The 18,860-nt window shown below is 38.9% G+C and carries 18 protein-coding genes, 15 tRNA genes, 1 rRNA gene and 1 pseudogene; 8 read left to right on the top strand and 27 right to left on the bottom strand.

Features of this window, described 5'->3' with window-relative positions; all coding sequences use genetic code 11:
- Positions 1 to 39: 39 nt before the first annotated feature.
- Positions 40 to 960 carry a glycerophosphodiester phosphodiesterase gene (locus J7E52_RS00175; RefSeq protein ID WP_214743152.1) on the bottom strand — a complete coding sequence of 307 codons (921 nt, stop codon included), beginning with the start codon at positions 958 to 960 and terminating at the stop codon, positions 40 to 42.
- A gap of 699 nt (positions 961 to 1,659) precedes the next feature.
- On the opposite strand from J7E52_RS00175, the gene J7E52_RS00170 reads away from it, so the two are divergent.
- Positions 1,660 to 2,886 (top strand): sensor histidine kinase, encoded by a 1,227-nt coding sequence (locus tag J7E52_RS00170; RefSeq protein WP_214743151.1) that lies wholly within the window; start codon positions 1,660 to 1,662, stop codon positions 2,884 to 2,886.
- Between the two features lie 61 nt (positions 2,887 to 2,947).
- Here the strand turns inward: J7E52_RS00170 and J7E52_RS00165 are convergent, their stop codons facing one another.
- Both J7E52_RS00165 and J7E52_RS00160 read right to left on the bottom strand, forming a co-directional pair.
- On the bottom strand, positions 2,948 to 3,772 hold the full coding sequence (locus J7E52_RS00165) for an ABC transporter permease (RefSeq protein WP_286197297.1): 825 nt from the start codon (positions 3,770 to 3,772) through the stop codon (positions 2,948 to 2,950).
- Between the two features lie 32 nt (positions 3,773 to 3,804).
- Positions 3,805 to 4,554 carry an ABC transporter ATP-binding protein gene (locus tag J7E52_RS00160; protein WP_483861528.1) on the bottom strand — a complete coding sequence of 250 codons (750 nt, stop codon included), beginning with the start codon at positions 4,552 to 4,554 and terminating at the stop codon, positions 3,805 to 3,807.
- A gap of 402 nt (positions 4,555 to 4,956) precedes the next feature.
- Between J7E52_RS00160 and J7E52_RS00155 the strand changes: the two genes are divergently transcribed.
- Both J7E52_RS00155 and J7E52_RS00150 read left to right on the top strand, forming a co-directional pair.
- Positions 4,957 to 5,946 (top strand): ABC transporter substrate-binding protein, encoded by a 990-nt coding sequence (locus tag J7E52_RS00155; protein WP_214743149.1) that lies wholly within the window; start codon positions 4,957 to 4,959, stop codon positions 5,944 to 5,946.
- A gap of 29 nt (positions 5,947 to 5,975) precedes the next feature.
- The gene (locus J7E52_RS00150; protein ID WP_214743148.1) at positions 5,976 to 6,872 is read left to right on the top strand and encodes a TauD/TfdA dioxygenase family protein; all 897 of its coding nucleotides are present in this window, start codon (positions 5,976 to 5,978) and stop codon (positions 6,870 to 6,872) included.
- A gap of 133 nt (positions 6,873 to 7,005) precedes the next feature.
- On the opposite strand, the pseudogene J7E52_RS00145 reads toward J7E52_RS00150, so the two are convergent.
- Together J7E52_RS00145 and J7E52_RS00140 are read right to left on the bottom strand one after the other, a co-directional pair.
- A pseudogene (locus J7E52_RS00145) lies at positions 7,006 to 7,242 on the bottom strand (DUF6241 domain-containing protein); the annotation flags it as partial.
- Between the two features lie 12 nt (positions 7,243 to 7,254).
- Positions 7,255 to 7,593, bottom strand: coding sequence for a hypothetical protein (locus J7E52_RS00140; protein ID WP_214743146.1), 339 nt, complete (start codon positions 7,591 to 7,593; stop codon positions 7,255 to 7,257).
- A gap of 223 nt (positions 7,594 to 7,816) precedes the next feature.
- Here J7E52_RS00140 and J7E52_RS00135 point away from each other — a divergent pair, with 223 nt between their 5' ends.
- Complete coding sequence (locus J7E52_RS00135) at positions 7,817 to 8,773, top strand: alpha/beta hydrolase (RefSeq protein ID WP_214743145.1); 957 nt, start codon at positions 7,817 to 7,819, stop codon at positions 8,771 to 8,773.
- 408 nt (positions 8,774 to 9,181) lie between these two features.
- Here the strand turns inward: J7E52_RS00135 and clpP are convergent, their stop codons facing one another.
- The 3 genes from clpP to J7E52_RS00120 form a co-directional block, all read right to left on the bottom strand.
- The gene (clpP, locus tag J7E52_RS00130) at positions 9,182 to 9,766 is read right to left on the bottom strand and encodes an ATP-dependent Clp endopeptidase proteolytic subunit ClpP (RefSeq protein ID WP_214743144.1); all 585 of its coding nucleotides are present in this window, start codon (positions 9,764 to 9,766) and stop codon (positions 9,182 to 9,184) included.
- Positions 9,767 to 9,796: 30 nt separating this feature from the next.
- On the bottom strand, positions 9,797 to 10,504 hold the full coding sequence (locus J7E52_RS00125) for a sigma-70 family RNA polymerase sigma factor (RefSeq protein WP_214743143.1): 708 nt from the start codon (positions 10,502 to 10,504) through the stop codon (positions 9,797 to 9,799).
- A gap of 341 nt (positions 10,505 to 10,845) precedes the next feature.
- Positions 10,846 to 11,178 (bottom strand): hypothetical protein, encoded by a 333-nt coding sequence (locus J7E52_RS00120; RefSeq protein WP_214743142.1) that lies wholly within the window; start codon positions 11,176 to 11,178, stop codon positions 10,846 to 10,848.
- Positions 11,179 to 11,539: 361 nt separating this feature from the next.
- Between J7E52_RS00120 and J7E52_RS00115 the strand changes: the two genes are divergently transcribed.
- Positions 11,540 to 12,061, top strand: coding sequence for a tyrosine-type recombinase/integrase (locus J7E52_RS00115; protein ID WP_214743257.1), 522 nt, complete (start codon positions 11,540 to 11,542; stop codon positions 12,059 to 12,061).
- Entirely contained in the window at positions 12,048 to 12,242 is a 195-nt protein-coding gene (locus J7E52_RS00110; protein ID WP_214743141.1) for a hypothetical protein, read from the top strand. The genes J7E52_RS00115 and J7E52_RS00110 overlap by 14 nt, the downstream gene beginning before the upstream one ends.
- Positions 12,243 to 12,417: 175 nt before the next feature.
- Here the strand turns inward: J7E52_RS00110 and glsA are convergent, their stop codons facing one another.
- Positions 12,418 to 13,359 carry a glutaminase A gene (gene glsA, locus J7E52_RS00105; protein ID WP_214743256.1) on the bottom strand — a complete coding sequence of 314 codons (942 nt, stop codon included), beginning with the start codon at positions 13,357 to 13,359 and terminating at the stop codon, positions 12,418 to 12,420.
- Between the two features lie 446 nt (positions 13,360 to 13,805).
- Positions 13,806 to 14,198 carry a stage III sporulation protein AH gene (locus J7E52_RS00100; RefSeq protein WP_214743140.1) on the bottom strand — a complete coding sequence of 131 codons (393 nt, stop codon included), beginning with the start codon at positions 14,196 to 14,198 and terminating at the stop codon, positions 13,806 to 13,808.
- 166 nt (positions 14,199 to 14,364) lie between these two features.
- Between J7E52_RS00100 and J7E52_RS00095 the strand changes: the two genes are divergently transcribed.
- A complete protein-coding gene (locus J7E52_RS00095) occupies positions 14,365 to 14,655 on the top strand; it encodes a hypothetical protein (protein WP_214743139.1) in 291 nt (96 codons plus the stop codon).
- A 401-nt stretch (positions 14,656 to 15,056) separates the two neighbouring features.
- On the opposite strand, the gene J7E52_RS00090 is transcribed toward J7E52_RS00095, so the two are convergent.
- A complete protein-coding gene (locus J7E52_RS00090) occupies positions 15,057 to 15,605 on the bottom strand; it encodes a DUF6241 domain-containing protein (RefSeq protein ID WP_214743138.1) in 549 nt (182 codons plus the stop codon).
- A gap of 652 nt (positions 15,606 to 16,257) precedes the next feature.
- On the opposite strand from J7E52_RS00090, the gene J7E52_RS00085 reads away from it, so the two are divergent.
- Positions 16,258 to 16,461: a hypothetical protein gene (locus tag J7E52_RS00085; RefSeq protein WP_214743137.1), complete on the top strand. Its 204-nt coding sequence runs from the start codon at positions 16,258 to 16,260 to the stop codon at positions 16,459 to 16,461.
- A gap of 749 nt (positions 16,462 to 17,210) precedes the next feature.
- On the opposite strand, the gene J7E52_RS00080 is transcribed toward J7E52_RS00085, so the two are convergent.
- The 16 genes from J7E52_RS00080 to rrf form a co-directional block, all read right to left on the bottom strand.
- Positions 17,211 to 17,291, bottom strand: a tRNA-Leu gene (locus tag J7E52_RS00080).
- Positions 17,292 to 17,299: 8 nt separating this feature from the next.
- Positions 17,300 to 17,373 (bottom strand) — tRNA-Cys (locus J7E52_RS00075).
- Positions 17,374 to 17,381: 8 nt separating this feature from the next.
- Positions 17,382 to 17,456, bottom strand: a tRNA-Gly gene (locus tag J7E52_RS00070).
- Between the two features lie 3 nt (positions 17,457 to 17,459).
- Positions 17,460 to 17,534: transfer RNA gene (locus J7E52_RS00065), tRNA-Gln, on the bottom strand.
- Between the two features lie 35 nt (positions 17,535 to 17,569).
- Positions 17,570 to 17,645 (bottom strand) — tRNA-His (locus J7E52_RS00060).
- Positions 17,646 to 17,662: 17 nt separating this feature from the next.
- Positions 17,663 to 17,736: transfer RNA gene (locus J7E52_RS00055), tRNA-Trp, on the bottom strand.
- 10 nt (positions 17,737 to 17,746) lie between these two features.
- Positions 17,747 to 17,830 (bottom strand) — tRNA-Tyr (locus J7E52_RS00050).
- 16 nt (positions 17,831 to 17,846) lie between these two features.
- Positions 17,847 to 17,922 (bottom strand) — tRNA-Thr (locus J7E52_RS00045).
- A gap of 7 nt (positions 17,923 to 17,929) precedes the next feature.
- A tRNA-Phe gene (locus J7E52_RS00040) sits at positions 17,930 to 18,005 on the bottom strand.
- A 12-nt stretch (positions 18,006 to 18,017) separates the two neighbouring features.
- A tRNA-Asp gene (locus J7E52_RS00035) sits at positions 18,018 to 18,093 on the bottom strand.
- A 5-nt stretch (positions 18,094 to 18,098) separates the two neighbouring features.
- Positions 18,099 to 18,172, bottom strand: a tRNA-Met gene (locus J7E52_RS00030).
- A 104-nt stretch (positions 18,173 to 18,276) separates the two neighbouring features.
- Positions 18,277 to 18,352: transfer RNA gene (locus J7E52_RS00025), tRNA-Val, on the bottom strand.
- Between the two features lie 15 nt (positions 18,353 to 18,367).
- Positions 18,368 to 18,442 (bottom strand) — tRNA-Glu (locus J7E52_RS00020).
- 9 nt (positions 18,443 to 18,451) lie between these two features.
- A tRNA-Ser gene (locus tag J7E52_RS00015) sits at positions 18,452 to 18,543 on the bottom strand.
- Positions 18,544 to 18,548: 5 nt separating this feature from the next.
- Positions 18,549 to 18,623, bottom strand: a tRNA-Asn gene (locus tag J7E52_RS00010).
- Positions 18,624 to 18,632: 9 nt separating this feature from the next.
- Positions 18,633 to 18,748: ribosomal RNA gene (gene rrf, locus J7E52_RS00005) — 5S ribosomal RNA — on the bottom strand.
- Positions 18,749 to 18,860: the final 112 nt, after the last annotated feature.

Here is an 18,860-nt window from a genome sequence, read left to right as displayed (position 1 = left end):
AAACCGGGGCTCACCCATGAAACCATTTATTTAGTAACTTTATATATTTCCTTTATTATTGTGCTTATACTCACTTAGTACCTCATTGAATACATCGGGATAATTCGTAAACAGCCCCGTTGCCCCCCATTCAAGAGCCTTTTTCATATCCGCTCTTTCATTTACTGTATATGGATGGAATTGAAGGTCATGTTCGCGAACCATCTTCACATATTGTCCGTCTACCTTATTGAAGTTCGGGCCAACGCCAATTGCATATTCCTTAATGGATTCCAATTCTTCATCGGAAATGGTTGCTTGGTTCTTATAAGAAAAAAGTTGCACAAGCGGTAACTTTGGATTCATGTCATGAACCTTCATAAGGCTTTCTTTACTGAACGATTGAATTAATACATTCTTGGTACGGCCTTTTGAATCCACCATTTTATATTCTTCCAGAACCTGCAGAAGTTCTTCTTCCATTCCTGGATATACTTCAGGGGACTTTGTTTCGATATAGTAATTGGCCTGCTTTCCGAACTTCTTAAAGACTTCTTCAAGAGTGGGAACCGTTAACCCTTCATATACCTCTTTTGCCAATTGCGGATTTTTTTCATTGAACCATGTACCGGCATCCAGTTTCTTGATTTCTGCCAGCGTTAAATCCTTCACCAGACCAGTACCATTCGTTGTACGATCCACCTTTTCATCATGCATTGCTATCAATCTTCCATCCTTGGTCATCTGAAGATCGATTTCTATGTAGTCGCCTTTCATTTGTTCTCCCAATTGATAAGCGGGAATGGTATGTTCAGGAGCATAACCAGAAGCTCCCCGATGTGCGATATTGACGATTTTCTTCTCATAAATAGATGAATTGGAATGACTTCCATTTGCAGCTGTAGCCCCCATGGAAGTAGCCTGCAAGATAAAGGCCGCACTCATCATACAAAAACCGAATTTCTTTATATTCGTTTTCATTTTCCCTCTCTCCCTCCTATTATTACCATCATTTTAGGAGGTGAATGTGAATCTCCAGCAAATATTATGTAAAGAAATGATATATTAGATAAAACGGGTAAAATATCCTATCAAACGAATTACCCCCAAGGCATTCATTTAATTTGTTATGCCTAAAGTAGAATGACAGCTTAATTATTTGATTAATGATTAAAAGCTAAAAGCCTCTTTTTCTAAAGAAATCATAAATGAAAAATGTGCTGAACATGGATACTGGTAATCCAATAAGGAAATATAAAAAGTTTCTCGGCATGTACATTTTGAAATAGTAGAAAAAAACAGTCACCTAAATGAACATGATTAAGTATTTTCAAATCCTTCTCATTACTTACTTAACTCCTTACTTCGTTATTAAATAAGTCTTTAACCGTTTTCATTAAAAATTCAAGCCTTTCATATCCATAATAAACCAAACCTAAAGCCGATAAATTTCATATATTAGATCAGGTGTGCCAATGTTGACATACTAAGAGGGCCTGGACAGAATGGATACCTTAACTCCTTGACCTCCCCTTCCGGTACTAAATTCCACCCGAACCTTGCCATTTCTAAAGTATAGGCAGAGAGACTATCGATGACAAAATCTATCTTTTTCTGATTTACAAAAAACTAGTATCATATTACTATTAAACAAACAGAATATTAATACTAAGGGGAATTATGTTAAAAAATTACCAATATTATCAAACCAAACACCGATTTATACTGAAGGCATTCATGGCAATGATATCCTTTTTACTATTAGTTGGGATTTCTGTATCACCTATAAGTTGGAAAGATAATCCCTACGAGATGGCATTACAGGTCATTTTAATATCGGGGATGATAATTTCTCTGTTATTTTTCTTAAAAACAGAAGTCAATTTTTATAAAACCCTATTCATTTTCTTAATTACTGTTTATTTATACAGCAAATTCTGGATATTCCCGGATACTGCAATCATGCTGGCTTTATTTGCTATAGCACCCTTGATTCCCATTTTTCTCTTTGATAAATTCGGGTTTTATATTGTCGCCACTTTAAATATCATATTAGGTCCTGCTTCCATCTTGTTCATTTCAAAAACGGATCTTCAATACACTTATGAATATGTCGCTTTGGATAGTTTCGGCAACGCGCTTAATTTCATCGCCATACAAATCATATTGGTATTCGTATTCATAGGAACCAATAATAGGATGGAATCCACTAATGCATTTCATAAGGAAATACAGCAGGCCAAGCAATTGAACTCAGTCGGACAGCTCGCTGCCACCATTGCACATGAAATACGTAATCCGATTACAGTCGTGAAAGGGTTTGCCCAGTTATTAGATCAAGAGAAGGAATTGAATGAAACGGAAAAATTTTATGTACAGACCATGCTTACAGAACTTGAATATACACAAGTGATAATCAATGACTATTTGTCATTGGCAAAACCGCAAACGGATAATGTACAGGTCATTCCTTTAAATTATGAAATCCAAAAGATTTCCGATCTATTAACCAGTTTCGCCAATAATCGAAACATAGGCTTTCTTCTGGATTTCCGTGACGAACTGCAGATTAACATGAACCCGATCGAGCTAAAACAGATACTGGTCAATATCATGAAAAATGGAATTGAGTCAATGAACAAACCCGGATTCATCAAGGTGGAAACAGAGCAGGAACGCACCATGGCAAAAATACGAATAACGGATACAGGAATAGGCCTCTCAAAAGAACAGCTTGAAATACTTGGTACCCCATTTTATTCGCTTAAAGAAAGGGGAACTGGTATCGGCCTGACCGTTTGTTACTCCATCGTTCAAAAATACAAAGGGAAAATCGTGGTACAGAGTGAAGTGAACAAAGGAACATCTTTCACCATTTATTTGCCCTTATTTAAAGAAATAGATTAAACATACATTCCAAACAAGAAAAAGGATGACCTACCATCACCCGGCGGTCATCCTTTTTCAATTAGGCTTTGAAACTATCTTGCCATTTCAGCAAATGATTTTCTAAAAAGCGGACAACCGAGTCTGAGATTTTACCAGCCAGGGCAAAAATGATGATGCCTACGAATACGACATCCGTTTGCATGAATGAACGGGCATCCTGGATCATGAAGCCCACCCCTCTATCCGCACCTAACAATTCAGCGACGACCAGGCACATCCAAGCAGCACTTAAGGCTAATCGGATACCAAGTAATATGTTTGGCAATGCTGCAGGAATCATCAGCTTCGTGATTTGTTCCATTCGGCTGAACTCTAAGATTCGGGCAACATCGTATAGTTTTTTATCCACATTCCGAAGGCCCAAAAAAGTTTGTAAATATAGAGGAAAAAAAGCACCTAAAGCAATAAGCAGCACTTTAGATAGTTCGCCAAATCCGAACCACATAATGAATAAAGGGGTAATCGTAAGTAAAGGCACTGTTCGTAACATTTGAATGCTTGGGTTTAGATATTCTTCGGATTTTTTTTGCATGCCAACGATGACTCCTAGCAATAAGCCTAAAAAACCACCTAATGCAAAGCCAAGAAGAGCCCGCGTTAAACTGATTTGTAAATGCATGCCCATTTCCCCTGACTGAACGAGATTAATGAATGTGGTGACGATCAATAAAGGTGATGAGAATAATTGGGCAGGCAGGATGCCTATTGAACCTAATGATTGCCATGCAATCAACACGACAACGGGAAGGACCGAACCCCGCAATGCTGTTTTGGCAAGTTTGGATTGTTTTGTTGTTTCCCTTATGACAAGCGGTTTGTTTTGAGCAACAGTCTGTGTAGACATTTTCTTCATCCTTCCTTTTTTCAAAAATTTAATTAAATGCTCCAATCTTCCCTTTCTTCAGGATGATGATCAAGTTGGGTTAAAATGACGGATCTGAATTCCTGAAACGCTTTGCTTGTTCGAGTTCTTGGATATGGCAAATCAATTGGAACGATAGCTTTAATCCGTCCAGGCTTTGCATCCATGACGACAACTTTCCTCGATAAAAAGATGGATTCATCTATATCGTGGGTGACAAGCACCATCGTTGTCTTATTCCTCTCCCATATTTCTAGTAAAGCCTCTTGAAGATGCGTTCGTGTGAATGCATCCAATGCACCGAATGGCTCATCCAGCAATAAAACTTCAGGATTACGTAATAAGGCCCTGGCAATGGCAACACGCTGTGACATTCCACCGGATAATTGGCGTGGATACGCCTTTTCAAATCCTTTTAGTTTAACAAGTGAAATCAAATCATCCACCCTTTTTCTAATGTCCGTTTTTTTTAATGGAAGGTTACCTGCAATATTCTTCTCCACGTTTAGCCATGGAAATAATCGGTGCTCCTGAAAAATGAAACCACGGTCTTTAGAAGGACCGCTAACCGGATGATCCCCTGCTATGATCGCGCCATCAAAGTCTGAATCAAGTCCTGCAATCAACTTTAATAATGTGCTTTTCCCGCAGCCGCTCGGACCAATGATGGTGACGAACTCACCTTTGTTGACGGTCAGATTTAAATTTTTCAAAACATGGACACTTTCATTCTCATCCTTAAATGTTTTGCTTACATGATTAATTTCTAACGTCGCTACCAATATCCTCACCCTTTCTCAAATAAAAAAAAGAGATCCAGCAATAAGGCACATATTGTCCCTTTGCTGAATCTCTAGTTAACTAGTCGATTCAATATTTCATTTTATATTAACTTATCGATTATTTATAATCAACACCTAATGCCAACTTTTTTTATCGGATTAGTTTTAAAAAAAGCAATTGACAGATTATTCTAACAGCTGTTAAGATGCAATCATACACAAACCCGATGCACAAAGGAGCCAATTCAATAAAGGTCATGTGAATCAACTGGACTACCGGAGATTCAATGAAGAGTGAACCTGCATACTCTTCGTTGAATCTCTTTTTTGTCATTAATCTGACTATCCAGATGTGGTAAGTGTAATAAAAAAAGGAGGGAATTCATGAAGGAATATCGTAACCAGTTAACCGCAATACTACTTGCCATCATAAGCCTCGCTGTACTGGCAGGCTGTAATTCCGATGCCAGTACAGCTTCCGGGAAAAGTGATTCACTTAAAGTCCATATTGCCTTAAATGGCAAGATGGGGCCCTTGGTCATTGCAAAGGAAAAGGGATTGTTCGACGAAGAGTTTTCTAAACTGGATGCCCAAATCGAGTGGAGTGAATTCCCGAGTGGTCCCCCGCTTTTGGAATCCCTCGCTTCCAATCGGGTTGACCTGTCCTTTTTAGGGGATGGTGCACTGATTGCTGGCATTGATAAGAATCTGCCATTTGAAGTGATTGCACAAACAGGAAGAGGTGAGTCATCTGTCAGGATCCTGGCTCAACCAGAAGGAGACATAAAGAAGATTGAAGACTTAAAGGGAAAAACGGTCGGTGTTGCCTCGGGGACAACGGGTCATGTTTATTTAATCAAGGCATTGAAAGCACATGGTTTAACGACTGAAGATATTAAACTCATCAATTTACAACCGGATGATGCTCAATCCGCTTTTGAAACCAAACAATTGGACGCCTGGGCTATCTGGAACCCTTATTACCTTAATAATATTGAAAAAGGGAATGCTGTCGCACTTAAAGTGAAAGGAAAAATATTAGCTCCTGGTGCAATCATTGCACGTGACGGATTTGCAAAAGCACATCCTGAAATTGTCGAGGCATATTTAAAGGTTTATAAAAAAGCTGCCGATTGGCAAATTGAAAATCCAGATGAAGCATCTGAAATTTATTCTAAAGAAACTAAATTGCCTGTGGATACGGTCAAGAAAATAATAACGGCTGAAGAACCAAATATCTACTTTACCGAAGATGCCATCAAAGCACAACAAGAATCAATCGATACTTTAGCTGATGTGGGTTATATCAAGAAATCATTTAATTTTAAAAATCAGATCCACAATGAATACATTGATGAAGCCTTTAAAAAATAAAGAACTTACCTTACAGGAGGAGATTGATTATGACGGAGACAAAAACCAAACAAATAAAAGTGGTACCTGTATCAGGAAGGATTGGAGCGGAAATTCAAGGAGTGCAATTAAGCGGAGACTTGGATTCAGCTATTTTCAATGAAATCAAACAAGCGTTAAACGATCATAAAGTCGTATTCTTCAAAGGTCAAAACCATTTGGACGATGCCAGTCAAGAAGCATTTGCCAAACTATTGGGTGAACCTTATGCGCATCCTACAGTACCCGTCAAAGACAATACGAACTATATTTTCGAACTTGACTCCGAACAGGGTGCTAAAGCAAACCATTGGCATACTGATGTCACTTTCGTTCCAGAAGTTCCTAAATACTCTGTTTTAAGAGGTGTAACCATCCCTGATGTTGGCGGCGATACAGTCTGGGCAAATACCAATGAAGCATATGAAGACCTGCCGGATGGATTGAAGAAATTAGCGGATGGACTATGGGCAATCCATACAAATGAATATGATTATGCTCAATTCAAACAAACCGAAAACATTGATGATGATGAGGTTAAAAAGAAATATCGTGATATATTCGAGTCGACCATTTATAAAACAAGGCATCCAGTCGTTCACGTGCACGCAGAAACCGGAAAAAGGCATTTGTTATTAGGTGGCTTTGCTGGAAGAGTGGAAGGATATACAACAAGTGAATCCGAAAGATTATTAAGTATCTTCGATTCATACGTCACGCGCTTAGAAAATACCGTGCGTTGGCAATGGAGTGAAGGGGACGTGGTCATCTGGGATAACCTAGCCACGCAGCATTACGCTATTGCCGATTACGGGGACCAGCACCGCGTCGTTCGCAGGGTCACTGTCGGAAAAGACGTTCCCGTAAACAAGGAGAACGAGTCCAGCAGACTAATTATTAAGAAATAAAACTCCTGTATCGAGTGAAAGGTTCGAATATACTCAACCTCCTGAGGAACCGGCCTAATTGCAGGAGGTTTGAGTATTTTTTTATTGAACAGGTCTTGCCACTCGCCCTTTGGCATTTTCAGTACTTTCCCCCTCATTTAAAATTGACTTCAATGAATTCAACCTCTTCTGCCCGACTTAATGTACCATGGGCTTTTCCAACGGTGCCTTCTTTGTCTTCCCAAAAGAAGTTGTGGTCCTGAACGATCGTGCTAAAATCAAAGTCTCGCCACCGGGCAGCGATGGCCAGCAATCTATCTTTATGCTGAAAATCACTTGATTCCACTATTTTATAAACTTCTTCTATAATCTTAGGGGACATCGGTATAGCTCCCCATTTATCTTACGAGCGAACCTTTTGATGAGTCATTTTATGCATGACGTCCATGACTTCGGTTTCGGTTGAGTCATCATCAAGTCCTGTTTCAAATTCGAGCCCATCATATATCGCTGTTTTCGCTTCAAGTTCCGCCGCTTTAGCTTTCGCTTCCCTTTGGGCTTTGATTTTTACATCCTCACTTTCTCTTTCCATTTGTTCTTTCGCTTCCCTGGCTTCGATTTCCAGTTGAGCTTTTTCGTACTCATTGGAGTTCTCCATGATTTTAAAAGAAGCAAACCCCACCCCGAATAATGCAACAGCAGAGATCCCACTAATAAGTAAAACCTTTTGCGTTTTCTTCATAAAAACTTCCTCCATTGATAATGTAAGATAATATTTATTTTAACATATGAAATGGATGGACTATCCAGAAAAGGCGGCATCCAACCTTCCCTGCCCTTCAGTAAGAATTACAGTAGTTTAAGATATCGATAATTACCCAAGGTACCATTCTATTTTTTCACAAGCATTTCAAAATATTGTACTATTAATAAATGATGGTCAGGATTTTTGGAGGGATTCTTGAATGAAGAAATTCAGTATCGCTGCGACATGTATTCCTATTATTCTAGTCGCTATGTATGGATTTACGGGAAACTATTTTTACAATTTCGCCTTAAATCCGGATAAGGAAAAAGATTTTTTAAGCGATAACCCACATCTTGCCCAATCTGAAGCCGTTTCAGGTGAAATGGCACAATCCAGTAAATTGGAGGATGCGGAATTTACCAAAGAGCATCAACCGGATGAGATGAGCATTGTTTCTACAGATCAACTAAAACTTAGTGCTAAACTTTATGAAAATAATAACCAAGACCATAAATGGGCTATTGTCGTTCATGGTTATACCGGCAATAACACACAAATGATTCGGTGGGTACGCAATTTCTACGGAAATGGATACAATGTGCTGGCACCTGATCTTCGCGGACATGGAAAAAGCGAAGGTGATTACATTGGAATGGGTTGGGATGATCGGAAAGATATGCTTTTATGGATCAAGCAAATTATTGATAAAGATCCCCAGGCGGACATTGCATTGTTCGGAATATCCATGGGAGGGGCAACCGTCATGATGACCTCCGGGGAAAAGCTGCCTTCCAATGTTAAAGTGATCATAGAGGATTGCGGATATTCCTCGGTAATGGACGTATTCACCTATCAACTTGATGATTTGTTCGGATTGCCAAAATTCCCAGTAATGAATGCAGCCAACACGGTGACCAAGCTGCGTGCAGGCTACGATTTAAATGAAGCATCAGCTGTCAAACAAGTGCTCAAAAGTAAAACACCCATGTTATTCATCCATGGGGAAGAAGATTCATTCGTCCCTTATTCCATGCTCGATGACATATATAATGCAGCAAACGTAGACAAAGATAAATTGATAATACCGGGTGCTGGGCATGGTGAAGCTGAATTAGTGGATCCGGAAAAGTATTGGAACAAGGTATGGGATTTTGTGGATAAGTATATGGAGTAATATAGGGTAAAAAAAGAAACTGCCGATATAGATATCGGCAGTTTCTCAGACTGTAGACAAAAGCGATGTAAACTCAGTTTGCCTGCAGTTTTCCATTTAAAAAGTTCAGTTGATTTCAGAAATCCGCTCCCTTTTCGCCGACTGTCTGCCAAGCCTCCTCGGCGCATGCGCCTTTGGTGTCTCGGCTAGCCAGTTATTCGGCAGGAGTGTCGCAAATTTCTTCAATCCAATGAGGATTACAGTAAAAAACCTAAAGACCGTAGCAATTTATTCGACCGTTCACGAATTTTTTTCGACCTTCACCTCACTAACTCCGAACCCCATTTTGTCGCCAAACAGAGAAACTGCGATATAATATCCGCAGTTCGTTTTCGTTGAGCTTACTTACTGATGTCGTTTTTATCAGGATTAATTATCCTGAACGATTATTTCATCGATTATACCGTAATCCTTCGCCTCATTTGCGCTTAAGAAGTAATCACGGTCTGTGTCCTTCGCCACCTTTTCGAGAGGCTGCCCAGTCCTTTCCGAGATGATTTGATTGATATGATCTTTTAGTTTTAAAATCCTTCGGGCAGAAATTTCAATTTCCGTGGCTTGCCCCCTCGCCCCACCAAGCGGTTGATGAAGCATGATTTCACTATTTGGCAAAGCGCACCTTTTCCCTTTCGTACCCGCCAACAAAAGCATGGCACCGAATGATGCGGCCATTCCCGTACATACAGTCCGGATATCAGGCTTAATATATTGCATCGTATCATAAATGGCGAAACCGGCACTGGTCGATCCCCCTGGACTGTTTATGAAGATGGTAATTTCTTTATCAGGTGCATCTGCTGCCAAGAATAACAGTTGGGCAACCACACTATTGGCTAAATGATCGGTGATCTCTTCCCCAATCATGATGATACGGTCTTTTAAAAGTCTGGAATAAATATCGTACGAGCGCTCACCCTTGCCGGATTGCTCAATTACATATGGAATGGTGGTCATATCTCTTCTTCCTCCTAACAATGATATTGGCTATGCAGCCATTGAGAGTGTGTTTGAAGGAGTGAAGCTTGATTTGGAAAGAATCGGACGATTCATCAGTTTAGGAATCATCGATTCACTGTTCAGGGATTTGAAAGATGGGATGCTTCTAATGAGGATATCAGGATTTTGGACTTTTAAAGCCTGTGTCATCAGGGACATGAGCCGCTGTTCTTCCTCATCTTGCCAATCTTCCACGCAAGACAACTTACGCTCTTCTACGTCATTGTCAAAACGCTTTTTCACACGGTTCAAGATTGCCTTTACAGCCGTTTCCGTGGTGTTCAAGTATTCTGAGATTTCTTTTGACCGATAGAGGAATCCTTCCTTTAATATGAACACTACAGCTTGTTTCGGGGTAAGGGATTTTATTATATATTCAACCGTTTCAATGGCGTTTTCCCCAATTGACCCCTGCTGTTCAGTATCCAACAGATCCTCTAAGGATTCTTTTTTTCTTTTTCGTATCGTATCAATCCAGGAATGTCGGGCTATCGTCTTCAATAAAGCCGTTGTTATCTCCGTTTTCTTCCCATAGCCCTGCATTGCCTTCAATATCGTTTCCTGTGCCAAATCATCCCCATCCCAATTATTTTGGGTCAGAAATCGGCAAAACCGAAGCAATTCAGGATAGACTTCACGCAAAATCATGCCGTTATCCTTTTCTTCAGAAATATCTTCCTTCAACTTATTTATCATTTTTCTCACTCCTTCAACACCCTCTATCCTATAAACGTTTCAGAAAGGGAAAAAGATATGGGGGTGAAAAAATTTTCCTTCATTCTTCATTCTTCATTATATTCTATTCCATTTTTTCCATTGGTTTTCCTTTCATACGAAAAACCTGTTTGGTTAAGACCCAAACAGGCTAAAGTCAATATTCTGTATGCAACAAATAGAACTTCCTCTGCCTCCCCTGCTGTGTACCCTGTTCGATACCGATCATTTTCAGCGAAGCCCTTATAAACAATTACTTCACGGATGTATTTTTGTGAATCCTGAACTTCAATTTTCCAGGTGATTCATAGAAAACTCTGCTGCTATTCCAAGTGTTCAATGCATTCAACCGTGTATTCGCTAGGTTCCATTTCGTTTACTTCAATACCAAACCAGCTGGAGGAGCGACTTTCATTAGCGCTATCTTTACAATAGTTCACCAAAGAACCTGCTGGCACCTCTTCCGATTCTTGATTGCTCATCTCTTCAAAATTCACTGATCGCTCGTTATGACGCTCGCTGTCTGATATCCTATTTTCATTCTCCAGGTCTGCGAACAAGAACATGCAGTAAAAAAACACTATCATAGTTGCCATAGTAATCAACCTTGACCTTAAAGGCAGTAACTTTTTCAATATAGCTAAAACTCTCTTCATGGTGGTTTCCCCAATCCTGCCAAAGCATAAATTCAGAATGAATTAATTCATCTATTAAATATCCATCAATAACACTAGTTTAGAAAAATATTACTATTTTCATTATATCAAGTTCCATAAGTTTTTATTGCTATTATTCAACCTTAATAGTAATAAACAACCAAAATACCTCGGACTAAAATGGACAGTCCAAAAATATCAGTATACTCCTCACATTGACTTCCATCCTTTTTCAATGTTACTCTTAAAAGTATACATTCAAAATACTGATTTCATTAGTGTGAAATAAGGGTGAACACATTTGCCGAAAGAACATTTAATAGACGTGCAACCAATCAGATCATTGGAAAAGTTAGATGATATGAAATGGTCATTGAAAAGACATTGCAGCGAGAGAGACTACATATTGTTCTTGTTAGGCATCAATACCGGCTTGCGTGTAACTGATTTATTATCGCTGAAGATAAAGGACATTAAAGGCAAGAATGAGGTCATCATTAAGGAAGGCAAAACAAAGAAGCCAAGAATGATACAGCTTAACAATATATGTAATGAATTGGTAGCCTATATAGCCACCATTGATGGTGAATGGCTATTCCCCTCACGCAAGGGGAATAAGCCAATAAGCAAGATACAAGCTTACAGACAGCTTAATAAAGCAGCAGACATGGTGGACATCGAGGGCGTCGGTACTCATACCATGCGGAAAACTTTCGGGTACTGGCACTATAAACGAAGTAAGAACCTTGCTGAGTTACAAATGATCCTTAACCATTCACATCCTGAAATTACACTAAAGTACATTGGGATTAATGATGAAGGACCAGAGGACAGCTTAAATGACTTTGCACGATGGGAGGACGGAAGAAATGTCACTGACTGAATACAATGCAAAATATGAATATATCATTCGCAGCAATATTTCCGACAGACAAAAGGCATTGAAATTAGCGGATTTAATGACCGATATGGAAGGCGAGCTAAGAAATGACATCGGGGAAAATCGGAATAAAGAGGTACATGCATTATATAAAAAAGTATCTCTTTTTTCCAACTTGTTATGATCGAGCCTATGGCCCTTGCCTTATAAGCAGGGTTCTTTTTTACCGTGAAAGTAAATGCTTTGATTCTTTAAAGCTTTAGACTGAACCTCATTCAATCATGCATCTGATAGGCGTTTCACTTTCTGTAAGACCTACCTACATAATGAATATCAATCGACTCATCATTAATGCTGTGTTATAAATTAAACATACTTAAGGAATACTTTTTCGCCATCATTTCCAAGATTTTTATCCCGGCAACGCTGTTCCCCTTCTCATCCAGCGCTGCACCATAAATTCCAATCCCACATTTTCCGGGAACGGCTCCCATGATTCCCCCTGAAACACCGCTTTTAGCTGGTATGCCAACATTAATGGCAAATTCACCTGATGCATTATACATGCCGCAAGTAACCATAAATGTCTTGCAAATACGGGCAATGTCCCCGGGGATGATTTGCTTTCCCGTCAACAAATCTTTCCCATTCATGGCCAGCACACAACCTATCCTCGCCAAATCCTTACTGTCCATTTCAATGGCGCACTGCTTCGAATACAATTCAATTAAATCCTCCACATCCTCATTTATTACATTATGCTGCTTTAAAAAATAGCTTAACGACCTATTCAAGTCTGCTGTATTGTATTCTGACCGGGCAACATCTTCATTAAATCCGATAGTGGGATTTTGCGTCAACTCCCGGATAAAACGTAAAACACGCTGAAATCGCTCATTTACACTGTTACCTGCAATCATGTGGGTCACAGTCAATGCTCCTGCATTGATCATCGGGTTTAACGGCTTGGAGGGCTTGTTTGTCTCTAACTTGGCAATCGAATTAAAAGGGTCACCAGTGGGTTCTTTTCCTACATAGGAAAACACATATTCCTCTCCCTTTTCCATTAATACCAGAGCAAGTGTCAAAACTTTTGATATGCTTTGCAGGGTCAATTTACCTCTTACATCCCCCGCACAAAATCCTTTTCCGTCAGGATAGTAAATAGCAACAGACAAATCCTCAGGATTCGCCTTTTCAAGAGCCGGTATATAGTCTGCCACCGTTCCCATATTGGTATATTTTTTTGCCTTATCGACCAGTTGCTGTAATTCTTCATTTGACCTGCATTGACAGCCCATATTGTTCACAATTTTCCGCCCCTTAGAAAATTTGTTATGTGAAGTGTTCTTAGATAGTGGTTTTATTATTCATTACCATATTTCATCGATATTATTAAAAAAACTACGAAGCGGCTACTTCCCTGTTCTTAGATTTCATAAATAACATTTCTCTAAAGAAATTTTCAAATGCTTCTTCATCGTTTATCGCCCTTTGTAACTTCTTAACATATTCCCTCCGGTCTATTCTAAAGGCACAGGTTCTAAATTATATTTGTCGTAATAAAGACAAAGAAAAAAGACCTTACATAATCGTTGAGATCTTGATTTTAATGCTGCGTTGGAATCAAAATAGGGTTCATCCTCTTTAGTTATTTCTTTGTATATTTCCAAAAGACATAATTTGTTTAATCATCCAATTCTTCAACTTTTAAACCTTCAATACCATAATTTTTGAAGGTTCGGTTTCATTCAGGGAAAATAAAAATTTGTTTTTTATGAGAAGAAGTAGCCAACCATACCTTTCCTTGTTTAAAAAACGACAAATCCTCAGGCAAATTAGGCATTTCCCACTGATAAAGAGATTTTGCAATCATTTTTATTAATGATTTTGCAATCCTATCAGCATAAAAATAATAAACATTTGCAGTTTGATTATCACCAAGAGTTGTACTAGCCCGTGTTGATTCGCATCTCATTTCTTTAAATGATGCTTTGAACTTATTTATGATTTCCTCCAAGTCTTTTATTGCACCCATATCAGTTCTAATAACTAAATGAAATTCATCACATACTTCAAAACATAAAACAATTAGTTCCAAATAAACTTTATTTTTGGGATTACTTTCAACGCTTAACATCTTGTCCTTAAAATATGAAGCATATTACAAAACGATATTATTTCGGGATCTACTTTCAAATGGTGAGTTAAAATGCTCAAAAGATAAAGATTGACAACATTTTTAGAGTGACTCATACTAGTAGTAGCTCAAATGACAGAATATTACGAATAGTGGAGGGGTAATTATGAATAAGATTTTCGTTCCTAACGCAATCGCCACTTTAACAAGACTTTTCTACAGTTCGAGTACAATGAATGAGTATTTAGCAATGAGAACCGCTCAATTCTACATTGAAGACCTGAAGTTACTGCAAGACGTGGAAGCTGTTGCCTTGGCAATTGAAAATCAAAATGCTTTCGCTTTAATGTCTAAATTTAAATTATTTGATTATAAGGCTGCTGAAGAAATTGAAATCGCCCTATCCTCTTCTGGCTATACGGAAGCAGAGCTAAATGCTATGAATATTGAAATCTAAAATCACTGACCAATTCTTTTTTACGAAACGAATGGTAGAGTTAGTACTCTTTGACCCATTCGTTTTTTATTTTTAACTGTATGAACATTTAAATGAATAATCTAGCATGAGTGTGTCTAACTGTAAGACATGGAATCCTATCACCTTAATCTCCGATAAGTTGCCATGCTGTTTGATTCGATTTTGTATACTTCTTGGTTTCAATTCTCCTTGATTTTGATTGATGTAATTTGTAAATTTTAACCTTCTCTCGACCCTTCAAATTAATATCCAGTTTAATTCTATTTACTTATTGCAAACTATCCCCACACCAATATTTGTACTTTAGGGTATTTTCTATTATAAAGAATATTTAAAAGTGAGATAATATTAAGTCTCGATGGGCTCTTTTTTACTACTTATTAAAAGTTATTTTTGACAAATTCTGCTTCTTCATTTGAGTTAAGTATTCCGGTAGCTCTCCCAACAGTTCCATCTTGATATTTCCAAAAATAGTTATGATCTTGAGCAACGTTGTCAAAGCTTCCTTCCTTCCAGCCAGTAACGATTCTTAACAAATCGTCTTTAAGCATGAAGTCGCTATCTTTCACTATTTCGTAAACTGCATTGATGTTTTCGGAATTCATCTCAACTGCTCCCCATTTGTCTTCAGAAATAACTTTTTGATGTGTCATGTGATGCATAACCTCAATAACTTCATCTTGAGCTGAATTTGAACTAATACCAAGTTCATTTTGAACTCCGCCAATTTCTGAAGTTTGTTCTTCCATTTCTTCTTCTGTAAGTTTCTCCACTTGTTTAAAATGATCAATTTCATAATTGTTTGGATCCTCGGCCTTTGATTTTTTTAATTCATACTCTTCAGCATTTTGCTTTAATGTGGATACCACTGTAAGAGCTGATGCAACAATTGCAATAGAAACCATTGACCATTTAAATTTATTTTTCATTTTAAGTTCCTCCGAGTCATAATTCGATCATTCACTCATCTTAATTACATTCTTTTAACCATTATTATGTTAGCATAAAATATTCACAAATACCTTAAACTATGAAGTAACCATATAGATATAAAATTTTTATCTTATAATAAAAAATTGAGCATAAGTTATTAATCCACAAAATCATATACTTAGTACGCACAAAAACAGCAGTGTAAGTTATGAACTATTCAGGAGTATGTAGATTTCTATATGGATCGCTTCCCAGAAAGAAAAATACCATTTTGCATGCCTCACTAAGTAGTTATATATATGATGTTGCGATTTTGGTAGATACAACTGAAATATAGATTGACAGTATTTTCCCGATACTTCATACTATTGTATTAACAGAAGTGACAGAATATTTAGTTCATTAGGAGGGTGAAATTATGAAACCAGTAATGCCAAAATCCATTTACATTTATGGAACTCACCTTCATAGTTGATGAAAACTAGAAAATTCACCCATGTAAAAATTATGAGCAATCTCACTTTTTCTGCGTGATGATTTAATTGAAAAAAGAAGGAATTAGAAGCGCTCAGACGAAATATAAACAATACTAATATCAGAAATAAGCTTGCATATGTAATTCACAATTGATGGAAAGTAGGAAAAGCCATGGGAAATTCGAAGAGTTTACAAGAAATCTATAACGCCAACCGTCCAGAAAATAATGAACTTTTCCGAGCGATACAACAGCATCTTCAGGCGAAGCACCCAGATAAAAAAATGACAGCTACAAGAACTTTACAAATAATTGTGGCCGATTGTGTTTCATCTGGAGAGCTGCGTAATGTGGAAAGTCGACTTTTATACAGTTGAAAAGGATGGGCAAACCATGCCCACCTTTGACCAATTACGCACTCTGAAAGAATTATCCCACCAATGAAAAATTCCTAAAAATAGCTAAAACGTAAGTTTAATTGTATCGCTTGTAACAATGGCCTTTCTCTACAGAGTTATATTTTTTAGCAGTGCTTTAATGGATGCTCAACAAGATGTGAATCCTGGCATTGGCCATGTTCAACTTTTGAAAACTTGGGAAGGAATGAGCAAAGAAGAATATCAAAAGATAAAAATTAGTGAAGGAACAAAAATATAGATATGAAAATGAAGAACCAGAGCCGGAATTGCTTGATGCAGAAGGAATTCCAATTTCAGAAGAAAATGGTGAATACTAAAAAAGACAGCTCTATTATGAGCTGTCTTTTTTAAAGAGGAAATTCATCCTATTTTATCGTATAGTAGGCAAAGGAGATGTTCTAATCTAATGGAATTGAAATATGCTGCTTTACAACAGGTGATACCTGATTCTTATTCGAACGTGAACATTTTCCAGAATAATGAAATATGTCATTTTCTATACCACCTTATAAAACAACTTTTAAAATGATCCAAAAGATATTCATCAGGTTGAAACAGTTTTTATGTCCAAGAATCTCACACTACAGATTTGACACAAATAATGTGCAGTGAGTAAACGAACTTTGACATCCAAAAAAAAAAGAAAAAAGGCCTTACACAATTAAGTGTAAGACCTTGATTCAACAGCACTCTTGGCTGTTTCATGATACCGGTGGCCGGGGTCGAACCGGCACTCCAGAGGAACACGATTTTGAGTCGTGCGCGTCTGCCAATTCCGCCACACCGGCATGTATGTTGGAGGCGGCAACCGGAATCGAACCGGTGGTAAAGGTTTTGCAGACCTCTGCCTTACCGCTTGGCTATGCCGCCAACGTTTTTGGAGCGAAAGACGGGATTCGAACCCGCGACCCCAACCTTGGCAAGGTTGTATTCTACCACTGAACTACTTTCGCATATGGCTGGGCTAGAAGGGATCGAACCTTCGCATGACGGAATCAAAATCCGTTGCCTTACCGCTTGGCTATAGCCCAATAACGTTGTAATCATTATATCATATTTTTAAAAATGGGGCGACTGATGGGAATCGAACCCACGAATGCCTGAACCACAATCAGGTGCGTTAACCACTTCGCCACAATCGCCATTATAGGATTGAAATTGGCAGGGGTAGTAGGAATTGAACCCACACTGGAGGTTTTGGAGACCTCTGTTCTACCTTTAAACTATACCCCTGTAATAAAGATGGTGGAGGGGGGCAGATTCGAACTGCCGAACCCGAAGGAGCGGATTTACAGTCCGCCGCGTTTAGCCACTTCGCTACCCCTCCGCATATGGATGAAACATGGTGCCGGCAAGAGGACTTGAACCCCCAACCTACTGATTACAAGTCAGTTGCTCTACCAGTTGAGCTACACCGGCACTACTATGGTGGCTCAGGACGGAATCGAACCGCCGACACAAGGATTTTCAGTCCTTTGCTCTACCGACTGAGCTACTGAGCCAAACAATAAAAATGGCGGTCCCGACGGGAATCGAACCCGCGATCTCCTGCGTGACAGGCAGGCATGTTAACCGCTACACCACGGGACCATAGATTGCGGGGACAGGATTTGAACCTGCGACCTTCGGGTTATGAGCCCGACGAGCTACCGGACTGCTCCACCCCGCGACGGTAATAATGTTGCTTTTTATGCATCAAGTTTTCGTGTTGAGCGTTTCAATGGGCTGATTAATCAATCCTTTATGCAGAAACAACCTGATCTTATTGAAAAATGGTGGAGGATGACGGGATCGAACCGCCGACCCTCTGCTTGTAAGGCAGATGCTCTCCCAGCTGAGCTAATCCTCCAATATGTTGTCTAAATGGTGACCCGTACGGGATTCGAACCCGTGTTACCGCCGTGAAAGGGCGGTGTCTTAACCGCTTGACCAACGGGCCAGGTATAAATGGCGGAGAGCAAGGGATTTGAACCCTTGAGACAGGGTTACCCGTCTACACGATTTCCAATCGTGCTCCTTCGGCCACTCGGACAGCTCTCCAATAATGGCTCCGCAGGTAGGACTCGAACCTACGACCGTTCGGTTAACAGCCGAATGCTCTACCACTGAGCTACTGCGGAACAATGTAAGCTTGGCGACGTCCTACTCTCACAGGGGGAAACCCCCAACTACCATCGGCGCTGAAGAGCTTAACTGCCGTGTTCGGAATGGGAACGGGTGTGACCTCTTCGCTATCGTCACCAAACAATGTTAACATTTTTTCAAGACATATATTATTATAACGTCTTTTTGAGAAAATGCAAGAAAAAATTTTATTCCCTCAAAACTAGATAATTAGAAGAAGGTATTTCATTTTT

The sequence above is a fragment of the Bacillus sp. ISL-34 genome (assembly GCF_018613325.1).
Lineage (GTDB): Bacteria > Bacillota > Bacilli > Bacillales > DSM-1321 > Peribacillus.
The sequence above is the reverse complement of the archived record's forward strand: the minus strand, read 5'-3'. Positions and strand labels throughout refer to the sequence as shown.